13 protein-coding genes and 2 pseudogenes are annotated in these 16,783 nt (G+C 62.3%); 7 read left to right on the plus strand and 8 right to left on the minus strand.

Translation table 11 applies throughout. The features are described 5' to 3' along the window. The first annotated feature begins 83 nt into the window (after positions 1-83). Both NKH59_RS11155 and NKH59_RS11160 read left to right on the plus strand, forming a co-directional pair. Complete coding sequence (locus NKH59_RS11155; protein WP_352988307.1) at positions 84-704, plus strand: nitrogen fixation protein NifQ; 621 nt, start codon at positions 84-86, stop codon at positions 702-704. A 266-nt stretch (positions 705-970) separates the two neighbouring features. After that, a pseudogene (locus NKH59_RS11160) lies at positions 971-1,078 on the plus strand (ABC transporter permease); the annotation flags it as partial. A gap of 333 nt (positions 1,079-1,411) precedes the next feature. Here NKH59_RS11160 and NKH59_RS11165 read toward each other — a convergent pair. From NKH59_RS11165 to NKH59_RS11200, 8 genes are all read right to left on the minus strand, one after another. Then, positions 1,412-3,955 (minus strand): AAA family ATPase, encoded by a 2,544-nt coding sequence (locus NKH59_RS11165; protein ID WP_353021822.1) that lies wholly within the window; start codon positions 3,953-3,955, stop codon positions 1,412-1,414. 115 nt (positions 3,956-4,070) lie between these two features. Next, positions 4,071-4,424: a hypothetical protein gene (locus tag NKH59_RS33500; protein WP_502900099.1), complete on the minus strand. Its 354-nt coding sequence runs from the start codon at positions 4,422-4,424 to the stop codon at positions 4,071-4,073. Next, positions 4,313-5,251, minus strand: a complete 939-nt coding sequence (locus tag NKH59_RS11170) for a hypothetical protein (protein ID WP_353021825.1) — start codon at positions 5,249-5,251, stop codon at positions 4,313-4,315. The genes NKH59_RS33500 and NKH59_RS11170 overlap by 112 nt, the downstream gene beginning before the upstream one ends. A 163-nt stretch (positions 5,252-5,414) precedes the next feature. Beyond that, positions 5,415-5,810: an XRE family transcriptional regulator gene (locus NKH59_RS11175; protein WP_023801991.1), complete on the minus strand. Its 396-nt coding sequence runs from the start codon at positions 5,808-5,810 to the stop codon at positions 5,415-5,417. Continuing rightward, positions 5,810-6,181, minus strand: coding sequence for a type II toxin-antitoxin system RelE/ParE family toxin (locus NKH59_RS11180; protein WP_352554126.1), 372 nt, complete (start codon positions 6,179-6,181; stop codon positions 5,810-5,812). Before NKH59_RS11180 ends, NKH59_RS11175 begins: the two co-directional genes overlap by 1 nt. 451 nt (positions 6,182-6,632) lie before the next feature. Continuing rightward, positions 6,633-7,850, minus strand: coding sequence for an MFS transporter (locus tag NKH59_RS11190; protein WP_353021828.1), 1,218 nt, complete (start codon positions 7,848-7,850; stop codon positions 6,633-6,635). 57 nt (positions 7,851-7,907) lie between these two features. Next, positions 7,908-9,344, minus strand: coding sequence for an RNA polymerase factor sigma-54 (gene rpoN, locus NKH59_RS11195; protein ID WP_353021830.1), 1,437 nt, complete (start codon positions 9,342-9,344; stop codon positions 7,908-7,910). A gap of 69 nt (positions 9,345-9,413) precedes the next feature. Next, a complete protein-coding gene (locus tag NKH59_RS11200; protein WP_352516037.1) occupies positions 9,414-9,947 on the minus strand; it encodes a peroxiredoxin in 534 nt (177 codons plus the stop codon). A 1,660-nt stretch (positions 9,948-11,607) separates the two neighbouring features. Here NKH59_RS11200 and NKH59_RS11205 point away from each other — a divergent pair. The 5 genes and pseudogenes from NKH59_RS11205 to NKH59_RS11225 all read left to right on the plus strand — a co-directional run bounded on the left by NKH59_RS11205 (position 11,608) and on the right by NKH59_RS11225 (position 16,672). Then, the gene (locus NKH59_RS11205; RefSeq protein ID WP_353021833.1) at positions 11,608-12,810 is read left to right on the plus strand and encodes a cytochrome P450; all 1,203 of its coding nucleotides are present in this window, start codon (positions 11,608-11,610) and stop codon (positions 12,808-12,810) included. 91 nt (positions 12,811-12,901) lie between these two features. Continuing rightward, the gene (locus tag NKH59_RS11210; protein ID WP_353021835.1) at positions 12,902-14,191 is read left to right on the plus strand and encodes a cytochrome P450; all 1,290 of its coding nucleotides are present in this window, start codon (positions 12,902-12,904) and stop codon (positions 14,189-14,191) included. Position 14,192: 1 nt separating this feature from the next. Continuing rightward, positions 14,193-14,318, plus strand: a pseudogene (locus NKH59_RS11215) (ferredoxin); the annotation flags it as partial. Between the two features lie 168 nt (positions 14,319-14,486). Continuing rightward, positions 14,487-15,329 carry an SDR family oxidoreductase gene (locus NKH59_RS11220; RefSeq protein WP_353021939.1) on the plus strand — a complete coding sequence of 281 codons (843 nt, stop codon included), beginning with the start codon at positions 14,487-14,489 and terminating at the stop codon, positions 15,327-15,329. Beyond that, positions 15,329-16,672 carry a cytochrome P450 gene (locus tag NKH59_RS11225; RefSeq protein WP_353021838.1) on the plus strand — a complete coding sequence of 448 codons (1,344 nt, stop codon included), beginning with the start codon at positions 15,329-15,331 and terminating at the stop codon, positions 16,670-16,672. The genes NKH59_RS11220 and NKH59_RS11225 overlap by 1 nt, the downstream gene beginning before the upstream one ends. Positions 16,673-16,783 lie beyond the last annotated feature (111 nt).

Here is a 16,783-nt window from a genome sequence, read left to right on the forward strand (position 1 = left end):
CCATACCGAAGAACTGCCCGACCCATGTTGCGGCAGGCCGGGTCTCTGCATGATTTGATAGGACGAAACCAGGAGAACGCACCATATTTGCCCAACATTATGCCCGGCTCAGCACCGGCCAATGGCCGCACATCGAGCTGGAGAGGAGGTTCGACCAGCATGTGCTTGCCTGTGTGCTTTCACGTGCGCTCGAGGAGATCGAGGCCGGCGAGGCGACGGCGACGGAGGCAACCGGACTTTCGCGCGCCGAGTTGCGCGATGTCCTGGTCCGCTGTTTCCCTGCTTTTCCTATCAACGCGTTTGCCTTGAAAGAGGTGAGCGAGCCCGAGCCGGATCTGGAAGAAGAACTTCTGCATGGACTGCTGCTGGCGCATGCCCGACATGGCGACCCGGCGAGCGCCCGCTTCGCCAAGATCATCGCCCGGCGTGCCATGCGCAATGACCACCTCTGGCAGGACCTTGGCCTTTTTAATCGAACCGACCTCGGCCGCCTGCTCGCCTCGCATTTTCCGACGCTGGCGGCCGGCAACACCCAAAACATGAAATGGAAAAAATACTTTTACCGAAAGCTCTGCGAGGCCGAAGGTTTTTCGCTGTGCAGCGCCCCCAGTTGCCGGGACTGCAATGATTTCGAAAGCTGCTTCGGCCCGGAGGAAGGCGAAAGCCGCCTCACGCGGATCAAGAACGGCATCGCCTCGGATTGAGAGCCGCTTTCGTCAGTCGTACAGCCCCAGCGCTCGCGCCGCGCCATGTGTCTCTTGTCGAATGTCGACGGACGCCTTCGAGGATTTGAATGCTGTGCCTGCTGTCCGATTGCTCGCGATGCTCGCTTCGGCGGGCGCCGTCATCATGGCGGTGCAGGATGCGACCCGCACCACCGCCGCCGCGCAACTGGTGTTCTCCGGGCCGTTGCTGCTCGCCTGCCTCGCGGTTGCGGCGCCTGGGCGGCCGCGGTTCACCGCCGTCATTGTTCGCGCTAGTGCACAGTTTCGCCTCGCTCACCCATTGGGGCGGCCAGATTGTCTCCGGCGTGGCCATCAATTTCGTTGCTGCCGGCTCCGCCATCATTCTCGGCCAGGTTCCGGCAGGGCGCGCGCTGGGGTTCCTGGAAGCTTTTCGAACTTTCTGGATCACGCCTCAACCCGAATTGCGTGTGCTTGTTGGACAAATTAGGTCACTAGATTCGGATTTAGGATAGATTCAGGAGGCTTCGAATTTCTAACGCTCGCGACCTCGCAGGTCGTTCACGTCAGCACGAAGGCGTTTAACTCTACGTGTCTTATTGGCAGCTATGCGCCCAATCTCGGACGCTGGACTCGCCAACCCCGGATCCGGAAACCTGACGTTTTTTCAGTTCAGTCCGACGCACGAGCCATGCTGAACAGCAGCGCCTCTCGATCTGACGGGCGAGTCAGGCAGCCGTCGAAGCGGGCGGAGCCTGCCCGGCAGCAGTCTTTTTTGTAGCAGTCGCGGGCGGCTGGACCAATTCAGAAGGGCTAGTTTCGGCTAAGAGTTCAACTGCCTCAGTTGAGGCGGCCTCGCCCTTGAATAGGCTCGATATGGATGCGGCCACTTTGGTCTTGCTCGTCGTGTCAGGCTCGACAACCTCCTGCATGGGCAATCTGAGATTCGCTAGACTCTCCACAAACGCCTCGAAGTGAGGTATCGCCGCTGAAGGGTCCTCGTCCAGGGCGAACTCGCGGCGGATGACCTGGATGCGGATGCGGACGTCGTCGGACTGCGGCGTGTCGTCGAGCTGGCTCTGGATCTCCTCGAGGATCTCGGCACCCTGCTCGCAAGTCCCGCTGCTCTTGTGATCGCGGATGAAGATCCTGTGATAGCGCATGATCATTGCCCCGAGGCGTTCGCGGTTCGCTTCCCGCTGTGCCTGCCGCCTCGCCTTGTTTACAGCCTTGAAGAGGCTGGACATGCGCTCGAGAAAGATGTCGATAGGCCCCTGGAGCTCACCCTTATCTCGCTCGATTGTCTCAACGACGGCGCGTGCGAAGCCGAGCTTCTCGATATGTCCGCTCTCTGCCTTGGCGACCGCCTGAATGGCGGCGAACATCGACTTGCCGGTTTCAATCTGGGCCTGAATGCTTTGCAGGGAGATGGTAGGAGCTTCCGTATCGCGAAACCGCGTGATCTCGCCGATGCACGCGTTCATCGCGGCGGTGGCGAGTTCAACGGGGATCAGGTCCTCAATCTCCTTCACCTCGACGCCGTCTGCGAGTTCAAGTGCTCCCAGCTGCAAGACATGTTGGCTGTCGATCAGGCGCTTCGCCTTCTTGTCCGTCCGCATATGGTTGGCCGCATCGTTGCCTGCGGGGTCAGAGTCGAGGAGGGCGACAACAGGCGGCTTGTCGGTATCCCGACCTCTGATCAGGTAGAGCATGTAAGGGATCTCGCTCGCCGATCCGCAGGGCACAATTACTAGATTGTTAAGGTCGAGGGTCTCGGCCGTTACGCCAGGCCGCCTCTGCCGCATGATTCGGGCGGCTCCGGCGAGAAGCACCTGCTCCGTGATCCCCTCGACGAGCAAGTTGACTGACCCCACGAAGGCCGTCTCGCCGACGAACGCGCCGAAGGCAGAGCGAAGGGGCTCATAGTGGTTTCGCGAAACGTTTCGAACAACCCGGGTGCCATCATAGCCGCGCCCCTTCTCGAGCACTCGGATACGCTCGGCGTAGTTTTTGTCCAGCAGGAACGGCGAGTGCGTGACGTAGATCACCTGCACCGGTGGGCGGCCGTCCTGAGGGTCGGCAAGATCCTGGAGGACTTTCATGAGGTCCTGCTGAGCCTCGGCGGAGAGGTAGGTATCTGGTTCGTCCATTAGTAAGAGGCTTTCGCGCTCAGTCTGTGGACGGTGCGACTGGGCTTGGATGAGATATGAGAGGAAGTATTTGAGGCCGCTGCTGCGCTCGTCAAAGGTATACTCGGTCCCCGTACGGTCCCTGATCGTGAATACCAACTCGTGTTCGCGCGGTGTGACCTTCAGCGAGAAATCACGGTCCTGGACCCACCACTTTTTGAAGTTGAGGTAGCGCTCCAGTTGTTCGTTAATGGCTTCCACTAGCGCGTTGGCGTAGCCCTCCTTGCCGTCCGCGATCGCCTCCCGCAGATCCTTCAGCCTAGCCGGCTCGACGTTGCCGAGCTTCAAGAGCAAATCGCGCGCGAGAGCGAGCGACTTCTCCGCGCCATCTACGCGGCGAGCCTCGCGGAGGGCGTTCGCGATTGGTGACAGCGCCAGCCGTATATTGGGAGCGTTGGCGGCGAATATCTTATCATCTCCCAGCATCTCCGCGAAGCTGCCGGCGACTTCGAGCAGCGTTGTGCGCTGTCTGCGGTCGGAGATGCTGCTGGGCTGGGCGTCCCCATTCGCCAGCCAGTGCAGGGGGACCGCTGCGGGTAAGGCGACGTCCGGCATGATACGGAAGGGCTTCGGCAGGATGTCGGCGAGCGGTTGTGCCACTGAGGACGCCTCGACCACGTGCTTCTTCCACCCTTTATCGGGGTCTGGGATCCAAATGTCGAGCGCCTCGGGCGTCTCCCTGAACATCATGAAGCGGTCGAACTTTACATCTTTTGCGCCGGCGACGTTGGCGATCGCTTCCGCCTCATCCGACTCGACCATACTCCAACCGAGGCCAAGGTGCGGCCAGCAGGTCGCCTCCCGCTCCACGCTGAAGAAAGGCGAGTAGCGGCAGAGATCGCGCTGCTCGAAGCCAATCCCTGACACGGCCTTCTCGACCGCACTCAGAAGGTGACTCTTCCCAGATTCGTTCGCGCCGACGATGGTCGTAATCCGACTGTCGAACTCGACCTCAACGTAGGGATACCAGGCGTCACGAAACATTTCCCAATCGCCCTTGGGCTGGGCATAGGGCGTCGCCTTGCGGATATGGTCGAAGTTAAACGACTTGTAGAAGCGCGCATAGACGGTTGAAAGTCTCATGGTCAATCCATGTAAAGATGGTGTCAGCCGCAGTAATCTGCGAACGCCGGAAGCGCGAACGAATGGAGTACTTTGCATGCCTGAACCAAGCGCACAAGATAGGCCGCGCCATCGGCTAGGGAGCTTGAATCGTTTTCAACATCAATAATTGCAGATTCGTGGCCGAATATACGGCAGAGTCCGAGACGAGGCAGTTCTTCCAAGACGATCGCTGCCGAAGGAGCCTCCAGCGAACGGCGGCTACCCTAACGGTTGCTGCTGAAAGCTGCGGGTCACCGTCCGGCCCTAGGCCGAATGTCAGGAACGCGCCGCATCGCTGCCGTTGTGGTCGGGTAGCGGTGAGCGGCGAAAGGCCGTTCACAATACTGAGACTTGAACTGGCGACGACAGGCCACGGCAAACCAGACGAGATGTCCGGGTGACGGGGCCCGGCGTCAAAACCGCCTTCCGCGTCCCCCTCGGCGTCAATTCGCTCAAGGTAGTCAGAGAAGGATAGCGCGTCACGAGACCTCGCAGCAACTCGATCCGCTGGGCCTCCTCGAGATAGCGCGCGCTGCCCAACAAATTGCGTACATTCCATTTGTTGAAATCGAATTTTGTCCCGAGCATATCCAGCCCCACGAAGAAGGCCGTTGGTCGGTCCGACATCGGCAGCAACTCGACCCAAGCGAAAAGTGCGGGCAGCTCGTGGTCTCGTATCCATTTACGATCGCCATATTCGGCCATCACCGCTTCAAGCCCACTCAAGATTGTGTCGGCAGGAACAACGAGACCACCAACGACCATGCGTTGCGCTAGCTCGCGCCTTACACCATGGGTAATGTTTCCAATCAGAATTTCATTGAACTCTGCGGCTCGATCGCCATGAGGCATGAGGACGGCACATCCAACAAACCGCGCGACGCGTACCAGGTCATTAGGGGAACCTTCCTCCTTGACTGTGTGGGCAGCCGCTATGAGAACTTCGGCAATATCGCGCGTCTGGGCTCGGTCTCTGGAGCGGTTTGTAGCAGCGCGCGCAAAGTCGGGCCAATTGCCGAACTTGCCCTCCGGCATCGGCTCGTGCCGCTGCTGCCAGATCACTTGCAGCCCGACGGCAGCTTCGGCACCAAACTCCCGGTCAAGGAGGCAACGTTTTAAAACGGCCTCGGCGTCTTCGGTGCCAATGGTCGTAAGTACGACGCGGTACTCGTGGACATGCGAGATCCGCATTTCGTCCAGGGCGTGTCCGTTGGACTTGTTGGCCGCAAACGCAACCTTGGCAGCATGAACGCCTGCCAGATCGGCTCCGAGCATATCGTCCAGAATCGGCCCTTGACTGGCGTCAGGAACCCGCCGCATTGCCCAAGTAAGCCGTGCCATGTGATGGCGCGAAGCTGATTGAGCGATGAGCTGCCGCCCCTTGCATCGACGAGACCATCTCGCACCATCGGTAGTCTTTAGCCGAAACAGAGTGAGGTCAGCCGGCGCGTGCGGCCTTTGTGCGATTACGTCCACCTGCCGCTCTTTTAACGCTACGCACGGAGACGGCTTTGGGAGCCACGACGTCGCCGAGCCGCTCTATACGGAGGGGCGCGCGCGAGGGAAGGCGAACGACGAGTTCGAGTTGCCCCCCGATCGCCTCGACGTAGCTTTTAAGAGTAGACAAGTACATGTCGGCTTGTTTCTCGATCTTCGAGACCGAAGGCTGCTTGATCTTGAGGACCGAAGCGATTTCGGCCTGGGCCTTTCCAGCGGCACGCCGCAAATCGCCGAGACTCTCGACTTCTCCCCTTAACTCTTCGAAACGCGCGTCGACCCGCTCCCGACGATCCTCGGGGAGCGCAGCGATTAGGTCATCAAGCTTGCGTCCCATCACTTCTTCTCCTTCTTCGCCGCCGCCAAACGGTCGAGATGCCCTTGATAGCGCTTGTCCGCCTTGGCGATCAGACTTTTATAGAAGCGCTTCTCACTCACGCCCGACTTATCGCCGGCGACGAGCAGGATCGCCTTCCGCTTCCGATCGAATGCGAACGCAACCCGCCAGACACCATCATCAGCGTCGAAGCGAAGTTCTTTCATGTTCGCGAACGACGAGTCATTCAAGGTATCCGCATGCGGTCGCCCCAGCTGGGGCCCGAACACACCGAGCAGCTTAGCCGAAGCCAATAGCTCATCTTGGACTGTCTGGGGCAACGCCTCGAACTCCCCATCGAACTCATCGCCAAAAACGACTTCCCAAGTCATATATAGCTCCTAGGCTATGTAGTCAACATCATCAAGCTGCCGAACGATAGTCTGCGGCCGAAACAAGGTACGCGCGGTCGACGATAATCCGGCCGCCGTTGACACGACTGGCAATTCGCGACCTGTCTGCGCTATCGAGCGGCATCGTCACCGGCGTTCTGACGGGCATGGCCGGCGCGTAGCTGTCGCTTGTCCAGAATCCCGGCTTGTCGTGAAGGATATGACCGCCAGCAAGGGTTCCATCGCGCCGGCAGCGCTCACCGTCGCCAAATATGGAAACCGGTGCCGGCGAGGTTCGCGTGTCTGGCGGGGAAGGTCCCTGGCCCGGAGGTGAAGCCGGCGAGGCGCTTGCGCTGGTCCATGCGTAATCGTGCGGAGGACCGCGCCGCGCCGCGCTGTGCATCGCATCTCTCGTCCCGCTGCGCTGCTGAGGCCTCTTCTGTCAGGCGGTCTAGGTTTCGCGCTTCGGGCCGAGCAGGAACACTGTCAGGGCGGCGGCGAACGTGGCAACAGCACTGTAGGCAATGGCACTGGCAATCCCGGCATTGTCCACCAATACTCCGCCGAAAATCGCGCCGGCTGCGATTGCCACTTGGAATGCTACGACCATCAGCACACCGGCGCTTTCGGCCTGCTCGGGAACGGCCCGCCGCACCATCCACGTCTGTAGTCCCACCGGCACCGCGCCGAAGGCAAAGCCCCACGCTGCAACCGCAATCGCCGAGGCGAAGGCCGATGCTCCCGTCGTCAGCAGCGAAACAGCGGCTATCGCTATGAGCAGCGGTGCAAGGGCCGCGACTGCCTTGAGACTGTACTCCGCTAGAAGCCCGCCGGCCAAATTGCCGAAGAATCCGCCGATGCCAAAAGCAAGCAACACAAGCGAGATCGTCTCGACGTCAAGCGCGGGAATCTTCTCGAGGAAGGCGCGGATATAAGTGATTCCGGCGAAGTGGCCGGAAGCGACCAGCAGGACGACCACAAGCGCGACCTTGACCATCGGAATCTTAGCCACATCCAGCAGGCTGCGGAAGCTAGCCACTCCAATCGGAGGCAGTCTCGGAATGGTTATGAGTTGCACCAGCAGTGTAGCCGCGCCGCCGACTGCGGCGAGCATGAAGGCGCTTCGCCATCCCCAGATATCGCCGACATAAGCGCCGATTGGAGCTGCGCAAACGGTAGCCACGGAAACGCCGGTGAGGATGATCGACATAGCGCGCGGCAGGAGGTGGCTTGGAACGAGCCGCATCGCCAGTGTTGCCGACATCGACCAGAAGCCTCCGAGCGCTATGCCGAGCACGACGCGTGCAGTCAGGAGAACCGCCAGCGACCACGCGCCGGCCGCCAGAATGTCCGACAGGATCAGCAGCAGCGTCATCGCCCACATGACGATCCTGCGGTCCAGGCGCTTTGTGATGATGGCCACCGTCGGCGCCGAGATCGCCCCGACGATAGCGGTCGCCGTCATCGCTTGTCCAGCCGCTCCCTCGGTGATACCGAGATCATGTGCGAGCGGCGTGAGCAGGCTAACAGGCAGAAACTCTGCCGTGACCAGCCCGAAGGTGCCCAAGGAAAGCGAAATGACCGCACCCCATGCGGGACCAGACGGTGGGACGGGCTTTTCTGGGTCGTGCAGAACAGCGTCCACAACGCCTGCCGCGGATTGGGTCATGAACGAAGTCTCCACTTTGATGCAATGCAACCTGATGTTGGCTGCCTTGACCCAAATTTAAAAACACAAGCGCATTTCCCGGCGGCGTTGCACGGAGGAGGGGATGTTCATTGCTTCGCGATATTTTGTGACGGTGCGGCGCGCAACATCGATGCCGGTTTCCTTCAGCCGGGCAGCGATGTCCTCGTCGGAAAGCACGTCACCGTGAGATTCTGCGGCAATCATCGCTTTGATCCGATGGCGGACAGCTTCGGCTGAGTGCGCATCGCCGCCTTGGCAGGACGCGATTGCGACGGTGAAAAAATACTTCAGTTCAAAGACGCCGCGCGGGGTAAGCATGTACTTGTTCGAGGTCACCCGGCTTACCGTCGACTCGTGCACGCCGATCGCGTCAGCGACGGTTCTGAGATTGAGAGGGCGCAGGTGGGCGACGCCATGTTCCAAAAAGGCATCCTGCTGACGCACGATTTCAGCCGCAACCTTAACGATGGTCTTGGCGCGCTGATCGAGGCTGCGGATTAGCCAGTTCGCGTTTTGCAAGCATTCGTCGAGAAATACTTTATCCTTCGCACTTTGGGCAGTTTGACGCGAGACTTCGGCATAGTAGCTTTGGTTGATCAGCAGCTTTGGCAGTGTGGCGGGATCGAGTTCGATCTGCCATCCCCCTTGCGGTGAGGGCGTGACCCAGATGTCGGGTATGATTGATTCAGACGCACCGGATTGGAATCGGTTCCCAGGCTTGGGATCGAGCGCCCGAATCTCATGCATCATGTCGAGAAGGTCTTCTTCATCGACTCCGCAATGCTGCTTCAGTGCCTCAAAATCGCGCCGCGCAAGCATTTCAAGATGGGCAACCAAAGCTGCCATTGCCGGGTCGAGCCGGTTACGCTGGCGCAACTGGATCTCGAGGCATTCTCTGAGACTTCGCGCAAAAACTCCCGGTGGATCAAATTGCTGCAAGGTTCCGAGAACCCGTTCCACAACAGCCTCATGGACATTCAGGCTCTCGGCCAGCTCCAAAAGGTTTGCCCGAAGATAGCCAGTATCTTCCAGATCGGCGGCAAGCTGGCCAGCGATCAGCCGCTCCTGTGGTGTGAACGCAGTGAGGGCGATCTGACGAGCGACATGGTCGTGCAATGTTTCGGCGAGGGTGGCAAACTCGTCGAGGGAAGGGCCATTGCCCGGCGGGTTGTTGGTCGTGTTGCCGAGTGATTTCCATTGCCCGAGCCGTTCAGGCGACCCTGCCCCGGTCGGTCCTTCAACGGCGTTTGCGCCAGGGCCGACAGGCTGATCCGCTCCCGAAATCGAGACGTCGTCAAAAGGCCCGCCATCGCTTGATGCAGATTCCAAAAGCGGGTTCTTCTCGATTTCCCGCTCCACGAACTGATGCAGTTCAGTATGCGCCAGTTGCAGCAGGCGAATCGACTCAATGAGTTGAGGCGATGCGACCATGGATTGCTTCTGGCGCTGAAGCAGGCTTGCTGAGGATTGCATGGTGAGCGCGAAAATCCTGTCGAGGAGCCTCTTGGAGCCGGCAATGGCACCACTGAGACGTATTCTAGGTCATGCGGCGGCTTTCAGCGTTTCGAGAACGTTTTGCGGGGACGAGACGCCATAGGGGTCGGCCTCGCAGTTGTCGGAGAAACCTTCCTCCTCGAACCAGTGCTCCACCACGCCATTGTTGATCAGGGCGGCGTAGCGCCAGGAGCGCATCCCGAAGCCGAGATTGTCCTTGGCGACCAGCATGCCCATTTTGCGTGTGAACTCGCCTGAGCCATCGGGGATGAGCTCGACCTGCTTCAGGCCCAAGGACTTCCCCCACGCATTCATGACGAAGGCGTCGTTGACTGAGAGGCAGTAAATCGCGTCAATTCCCTCCTTCTCAAACTCATCATAGAGCTCTTCGAACTGGGGCAATTGGTAGGTCGAGCAGGTCGGCGTGAAGGCGCCAGGCAGCGAGAACAGGATGACCCGCTTGCCGGCAAAGTAGTCGTCCGATGTCTTTTCTTCCCAGCGATATGGATTTGGGCCCTGGACTGACTCATCGCGAACACGCGTGAGAAAGGTGACGAAGGGAACCTTCTTTTGAACGGTCATCAACTTGCTCCTCAGGAAAAAACTGGCGCGCCGGATTCTGGCAGAGGCTGGCGCAATACCGAGCAAAGGCTCGTATGCCGGGGATGAAATGAGGCCCTCGCGGCTCGCACCCTCCTTTTTCCATCCCGATGTAGGGGAACGTCTTGGCTGCTGGTCTTCGTCACCCGAACGCCATCGATCTGAGCAAGTGGAGGCTGTCGAGCCGCTGGAGCAATCTTTCCAAGGCTATGGCGCCGGAAGCGGCATCCATCGCTCGCGCTCGTGCCCGGGACAAAGTGATAGCGGGCCCGAAGTAGCCAATATCGGACGCGTGTGGAGGCCTCAAATGTGACTTCACGCAAGAGACCCGCGTTACTGAGCTGGTTCGGCGTATTGTCGATATTTGCCAGTGACCCGCCGACCTTGGCTTCGGTGGCTCTTTGACGGGGCTCTTGGGCACTCACATGCTGATCAGAACCGGTAAACGGCAATTGCGCGAGCGCCATGTGTTGGCGTGCCGGCATCGGACCAGTCGTGCGCAAAGCGGCCGCCGAGGAGGGACCTCCGGAGGAGATGATGTACCGATGTTCAACGGGAACGGGCACCGTCTCCTCAGGCCACGGTCTAGAGCTTCGCGTGTCGGGCATGGCGCAAGTCGCTTTCATCGTGTTTTGATGGGCTCTGACCAGGAGCAGCAAGCGGCGTGCCATTTCAAATAGAGATGCTTTTGGACCGCCCCCTTTTTCTCGGAGGCCGTGTCTTAGAAGATCGGGCGCGCGCTATAACCGCCTCGTCACCACACGCAACAACGGTGCTGTATGGTGCGGGTATTCGGCGCTTCCGCCCCGGCTGGGCAAAGACGAACCGGAAGCCGAGCCGATGCACTACCTCACACCGGCGGGCACTGCAGCGATTGCGTAGCGTGTGCCACTAGCGTGTTCTTGCGTGCGGAGGCACGGCTATCGCGAACACGCGCCTGTCGCAGCAACCATGAGCGCGCGCTCTTCGGCAAGCGCCCTGATTCCGTGAGGATCGAATTCCACAATCGTGTCTGTTTGCCGCCCTCTTATGTTCGAAACTGGACCAGAATGTCGCAAGCCCGACCTAAAGGTCGCCCGAGGCGTTCTGTCCGACACTGTTCCGTCGCCTTTGTTGGCCCGCGACACCGGCTTATTTCGCCTAGCTCTTCTCTGGCCTCAGGCTAAGCCGCTGAGAAGCTGCCACAATCTTTTTCTGCTGCGGCCAAATTGGCACGAGATTTGAAGCACCTTCGTTGCGGGCCGGGAGCCGCCGACCGACTTTCATTTCGTGGATGGCACGAATGGAACGAAGAAAGAAAAGCAAAATGTCAAATCCGCGTCGGATAGCGTCTATGGGCAGGGGGTCCTCGGCGAAACCGCCCTTACCCAACAGCTCGCCGCCCTTGTCGACCCTTGCTCAGGAAATCTTGGCCGGCGGCGGCTCAAAGGCCCACCACACCGACCTTATCCTGAAATCGATGGTGCAGGATAAAGTTCTGCATCTCGCCGCGCGGTGTGCCTAGACAGTTACACGTTGGCCGATCTTGATAATCAGGCCGGCCGTCGGAGGACGTCATCTGTATGCCGTCTTAGGTCATTCGCTGCCGCAGCGCCCGCCGGTCACCTTCCGCCCTTCCATCGCTATAGAGTGAAGTGCCACCATGCCCGAACAACCTTTGCCGACGCTGCCGATGTGGCGCGTCGATCACATTGAGCCCTCGCCCGAGATGTTGGCACTACGCGCCAACGGTCCAATCCACCGCGTGCGCTTCCCGTCCGGGCACGAAGGCTGGTGGGTCACAGGCTACGACGAGGCCAAGGCGGTGTTGTCCGACGCGGCGTTCCGGCCCTCCGGAATGCCGCCGGCGGCATTCACCCCGGATTCGGTGATTCTCGGTTCGCCGGGGTGGCTGGTCTCGCACGAGGGGGGCGAGCATGCGCGGTTACGTGCGATCGTGGCGCCGGCCTTCAGCAACGGCAGGGTGAAGCTGCTCGCGCAACAGGTCAAGGCGATCGCCGCGCAGTTGTTCGAGACGCTGGCGGCCCAGCCCCAGCCCGCCGACCTGCGGCGCCACCTCTCCTTTCCGCTTCCGGGCATGGTCATCAGCGCGCTGGTGGGCGTGCTCTACGAGGATCACGCCTTTTTCGCCGGGCTGTCGGACGAGGTGATGACGCACCAGCATGAAAGCGGCCCGCGCAGCGCGTCGCGCTTGGCCTGGGAAGAACTGCGTGCCTACATTCGCGGCAAGATGCGGGACAAGCGCCAGGATCCGGGCGACAACCTGCTGACGGATCTGCTCGCGGCGGTCGACCAGGGCAAGGCGACCGAGGAAGAGGCGATCGGCCTGGCGGCGGGCATGCTGGTGGCGGGGCACGAGAGCACCGTCACGCAGATCGAATTCGGCCTGCTGGCCATGTTCCGCCATCCGCAACAGCGCGAACGCCTGGTCGGCGATCTATCCCTGGTGGACAAGGCGGTGGAGGAAATCCTGCGCATGTACCCGCCGGGCGCGGGCTGGGACGGCATCATGCGCTATCCGAGGACCGACGTGACTATCGCGGGCGTGCATGTTCCCGCGGAGAGCAAGGTGCTGGTCGGCCTGCCGGCGACGTCGTTCGATCCGCGCCATTTCAACGACCCGGAAATCTTCGACATTGGACGTGACGAAAACCCGCACCTGGCGTTCTCCCATGGGCCGCACTACTGCATCGGCGCGGCGCTGGCCAGGCTGGAACTCAAGGTGGTGTTCGGTTCGATCTTCCAGCGCTTTCCCGCGCTGCGCCTGGCCGTGGCGCCCGAAGAACTGAAGTTGCGCAAGGAGATCATCACTGGCGGGTTCGAGGAGTTCCCGGTGCTCTGGTGATGCGCGGACGCCACCGGGAACCGCGATGTTCTCCGAATTCGCCGGCGCGCCTGCCGCGCGCCGGTCAGATCAGCCAGCCAACAGGTGACCAATGGATGTGCAAGAAACCACGGCAGCATGCCGGGACGCCTTCGCCGAACTGGCGTCGCCAGCGTGCATTCAGGACCCGTATCCATTCATGCGGTGGTTGCGCGAGCACGATCCGGTGCATCGCGCGGCGTCGGGCCTCTTTCTGTTGAGCCGCCACGCCGACATCTACTGGGCGCTCAAGGCCACGGGCGATGCTTTTCGGGGACCGGCGCCGGGCGAACTGGCGCGCTATTTCCCGCGGGCGGCGACCAGCCTGTCACTCAATCTGCTGGCGTCCACACTAGCCATGAAGGAACCACCGACTCATACGCGTCTGCGCCGGCTGATCTCGCGCGATTTCACCATCGGCCAGATCGACAACCTGAGGCCGACCATCGCTCGCATTGTCGCAGCGCGCCTGGACGGCATGGCGCCCGCGCTGGAGCGCGGGGAGGCGGTGGACCTGCATCAGGAATTCGCGCTGGCCTTGCCCATGCTGGTTTTCGGCGAACTGTTCGGCATGCCCCCGGACGACATTCTCGGGCTCGTCACCGGCATCAGCGCCATTCTGGAAGGCCTGAGCCCCCACGCCAGCGATCCCCAACTCGCTGCGGGGGACGCGGCCAGCGCCAGAGTGCAGGCCTACTTCGGCGACCTCATACAGCGCAAGCGCACCGATTCCCGCCACGACATCGTGTCAATGCTGGTCGGCGCACACGACGACGATGCCGAGATGCTGTCGGATGCGGAATTGATCAGCATGCTGTGGGGCATGCTGCTGGGCGGCTTCGCCACCACTGCCGCGGCCATCGGCCATGCGGTCCTGGCGATGCTGGCGTATCCCGAACAGCGGCACTGGCTGAAGGGAGATGCCGTGGGGGTGAAGGCATTCGTCGAAGAAGCCCTGCGCTACGACGCGCCCGCCATGTTCAGCTCCATTCCGCGTATCGCCCAGCGCGACATCGAACGGGGCGGCGTGGTGATCCCGAAGAACGCGGACGTGCGCGTGCTGATCGCGGCCGGCAATCGCGACCCGGACGCCTTCGCCGATCCCGACCGCTTCGATCCCGTGCGGTTCTACGGCACCAGTCCTGGCATGTCGATCGACGGGAAGATCATGCTGACCTTCGGCCACGGCATCCACTTCTGCCTTGGTGCGCAACTGGCCCGGGTGCAGTTGGCCGAAAGCCTGCCGCGGATCCAGGCGCGCTTCCCCACGCTGGCATTGGCCGAGCAGCCGACCCGGGAGCCCTCCGCGTTCCTTAGGACGTTCCGCGCGCTGCCGGTGCGGCTGCATGGGCAGGAGGGCTGAGATGCGCGTCCTGGTCGATCAGGATCTGTGCGGAACTACCGGGCAGTGCGTGCTGACGCTGCCGGGCACCTTTCGCCAGCGCGAACCGGACGGCGTGGCCGAAGTGTGCGTGGCGACGGTCCCGCAGGCGCTGCACGCCGCCGTGCGGCTTGCGGCCAACCAGTGCCCGGTCGCCGCCATTCGAGTCGTCGAAAGCGACGCTGGCCATGACGAGTGCGCCAGCGCCGACCCTGCGCCTTCTCCGGCGCAGGCCAAGCGGCATGCTGCGAAAGACCAATGCAGTTCAGGAGACACGATGGGACGGTTTGAAGGCAAAGTGGCCGTGGTGACCGGCGCCGGCGCCGGCATCGGCAAGGCATGCGCTCTCGCCATCGCGCGCGGGGGCGGCAGAGTGGTGGTGGCCGACATTGATGGCTCGGCGGCCATCGCCTGCACCGCGCAGATCGCGGCCGAAGCAGGCCACGCGCTGCCCATAGCCATGGATATCGCCGATGAGCAGGCGGTGGCAGCGCTGTTCGAGAGGGCGGAGCGGCACTTCGGGGGGGTCGACCTGCTGGTGAACAATGCGAGCGCCATGCATCTGACCCCGCGCGACCGCGCGATCCTCGACCTGGACCTGGCGGTCTGGGACCAGACCATGGCGACCAATCTGCGCGGCACGCTGCTCTGCTGCCGGCAGGCCATCCCACGGATGATCGCCCGTGGCGGTGGCGCGATCGTCAACATGTCGTCGTGCCAGGGGCTCAGCGGTGATACCGCGCAGACGTCCTACGCCGCCTCGAAGGCGGCGATGAACATGCTGTCGGCCTCGCTCGCCACCCAGTACGGTCACTCGCAGATCCGCTGCAACGCCGTTGCGCCGGGTCTCGTCATGACCGAGCGTCTCCTTGGCAAGCTGGACGAGTGCATGCAACGGCATCTGCGCCGGCACCAGCTCCTGCCGCGCGTCGGCCGTCCCGAGGACGTGGCCGCGCTCGTGGCGTTCCTGCTCTCCGACGATGCTGCGTTCATCACCGGCCAGGTCGTGTGCATCGATGGCGGCATGCTGGCGCATGTGCCGACATACGCCGACGGTGGCAACAGCTGTGCCGCGCGCCCTGCCGGCGACACCGAATCGGCGGCGGCGGCGCGCTGCTGATGGACATGCTGCTCAACCCACTCAACCGTCGGCACCGGCTGCGATGCGACATCCCGGTCATGCCTGGCGCTTTCCCCCTGGTCGGGCATCTTCCCGCCATTGTCTGCGACCTGCCGCGCCTGCTGCAGCGCGCAGAACGGACGCTGGGCAGCCACTTCTGGCTGGATTTCGGCCCTGCCGGACACCTGATGACCTGCGTGGATCCGGAAGCGTTCGCACTGCTCCGGCACAAGGACGTGTCCTCGGCGCTGATCGAAGAGATCGCGCCCGAATTGCTTGGCGGAACGTTGGTTGCCCAGGACGGCGGCGCGCACCGGCAGGCGCGCGATGCGATCAAGGCGGCGTTCCTGCCCAAGGGGCTGACCCAGGCCGGCATCGGCGACCTGTTCGCGCCCGTCATCCGGGCGCGGGTGCAGGCGTGGCGCGACCGCGGCGAGGCAACCATCCTGCGCGAAACCGGCGACCTGATGCTCAAGCTCATCTTCAGCCTCATGGGAATCCCCGCGCAGGACCTGCCGGGATGGCATCGCAAATACCGGCAACTGCTGCAGTTGATCGTCGCGCCCCCGGTCGACCTGCCCGGACTGCCCTTGCGGCGCGGCCGCGCCGCCCGCGACTGGATCGACGCGCAGTTGCGCCAGTTCGTCCGCGACGCGCGCGCGCATGCCGCGCGCACCGGGTTGATCAACGACATGGTGAGCGCCTTCGACCGCAGCGACGATGCGCTTTCCGATGACGTCCTGGTCGCCAATATCCGCTTGCTGCTGCTTGCCGGTCACGACACCACTGCCTCGACGATGGCCTGGATGGTGATCGAGCTGGCGCGGCAGCCTGTGCTGTGGGACGCCCTGGTCGAGGAGGCGCAACGCGTGGGCGCGGTGCCGACCCGGCACGAGGACCTGGCGGAGTGTCCGGTCGCGGAGGCGCTGTTCCGCGAGACGCTGCGCCTGCATCCGGCGACCACGCTCCTGCCGCGTCGTGCCCTGCAGGAATTGCAACTCGGCCAACGGCGCATTCCCGCGGGCGCCCATCTGTGCATCCCGCTGCTGCATTTCTCGACCTCGGCGCTGCTGCACGAGGCGCCTGATCAGTTCCGCCTGGCACGGTGGCTGCAACGCACGGAGCCGATCCGGCCGGTGGACATGCTGCAGTTCGGTACCGGCCCACACGTCTGCATCGGCTACCACCTGGTATGGCTGGAAATGGTGCAGTTCTGCATCGCCTTGGCGCTGATCATGCACAAGGCCGGGGTGCGGCCGCGGTTGCTAAGCGGCGTCGAAAAAGGCCGGCGGTATTACCCGACCGCACATCCGTCCATGGCAATCCGCATAGGCTTCTCATGAGCTGGCATCGCATGCCCCGTGTGGCGAGGCAGCGGCGCCGGCGAGGCGCGGCATTGCTGCACTCAGCGCACGCGCTCGGTGCGACGCCGGCAACACCGCTGCGGCTTGGCG

This window comes from Mesorhizobium sp. M0998, from assembly GCF_040318885.1.
In the GTDB taxonomy this organism is placed as follows: domain Bacteria; phylum Pseudomonadota; class Alphaproteobacteria; order Rhizobiales; family Rhizobiaceae; genus Mesorhizobium.

Coding starts and splice junctions, on each gene's coding strand:
- NKH59_RS11165 (WP_353021822.1), bottom strand. CDS start 3,955: ATGAGACTTTCAACCGTCTATGCGCGCTTCTACAAGTCGTTTAACTTC.
- NKH59_RS11170 (WP_353021825.1), bottom strand. CDS start 5,251: ATGCTCGGAGCCGATCTGGCAGGCGTTCATGCTGCCAAGGTTGCGTTT.
- NKH59_RS11175 (WP_023801991.1), bottom strand. CDS start 5,810: ATGGGACGCAAGCTTGATGACCTAATCGCTGCGCTCCCCGAGGATCGT.
- NKH59_RS11180 (WP_352554126.1), bottom strand. CDS start 6,181: ATGACTTGGGAAGTCGTTTTTGGCGATGAGTTCGATGGGGAGTTCGAG.
- NKH59_RS11190 (WP_353021828.1), bottom strand. CDS start 7,850: ATGACCCAATCCGCGGCAGGCGTTGTGGACGCTGTTCTGCACGACCCA.
- rpoN (WP_353021830.1), bottom strand. CDS start 9,344: ATGCAATCCTCAGCAAGCCTGCTTCAGCGCCAGAAGCAATCCATGGTC.
- NKH59_RS11200 (WP_352516037.1), bottom strand. CDS start 9,947: ATGACCGTTCAAAAGAAGGTTCCCTTCGTCACCTTTCTCACGCGTGTT.
- NKH59_RS11205 (WP_353021833.1), top strand. CDS start 11,608: ATGCCCGAACAACCTTTGCCGACGCTGCCGATGTGGCGCGTCGATCAC.
- NKH59_RS11210 (WP_353021835.1), top strand. CDS start 12,902: ATGGATGTGCAAGAAACCACGGCAGCATGCCGGGACGCCTTCGCCGAA.
- NKH59_RS11220 (WP_353021939.1), top strand. CDS start 14,487: ATGGGACGGTTTGAAGGCAAAGTGGCCGTGGTGACCGGCGCCGGCGCC.
- NKH59_RS11225 (WP_353021838.1), top strand. CDS start 15,329: ATGGACATGCTGCTCAACCCACTCAACCGTCGGCACCGGCTGCGATGC.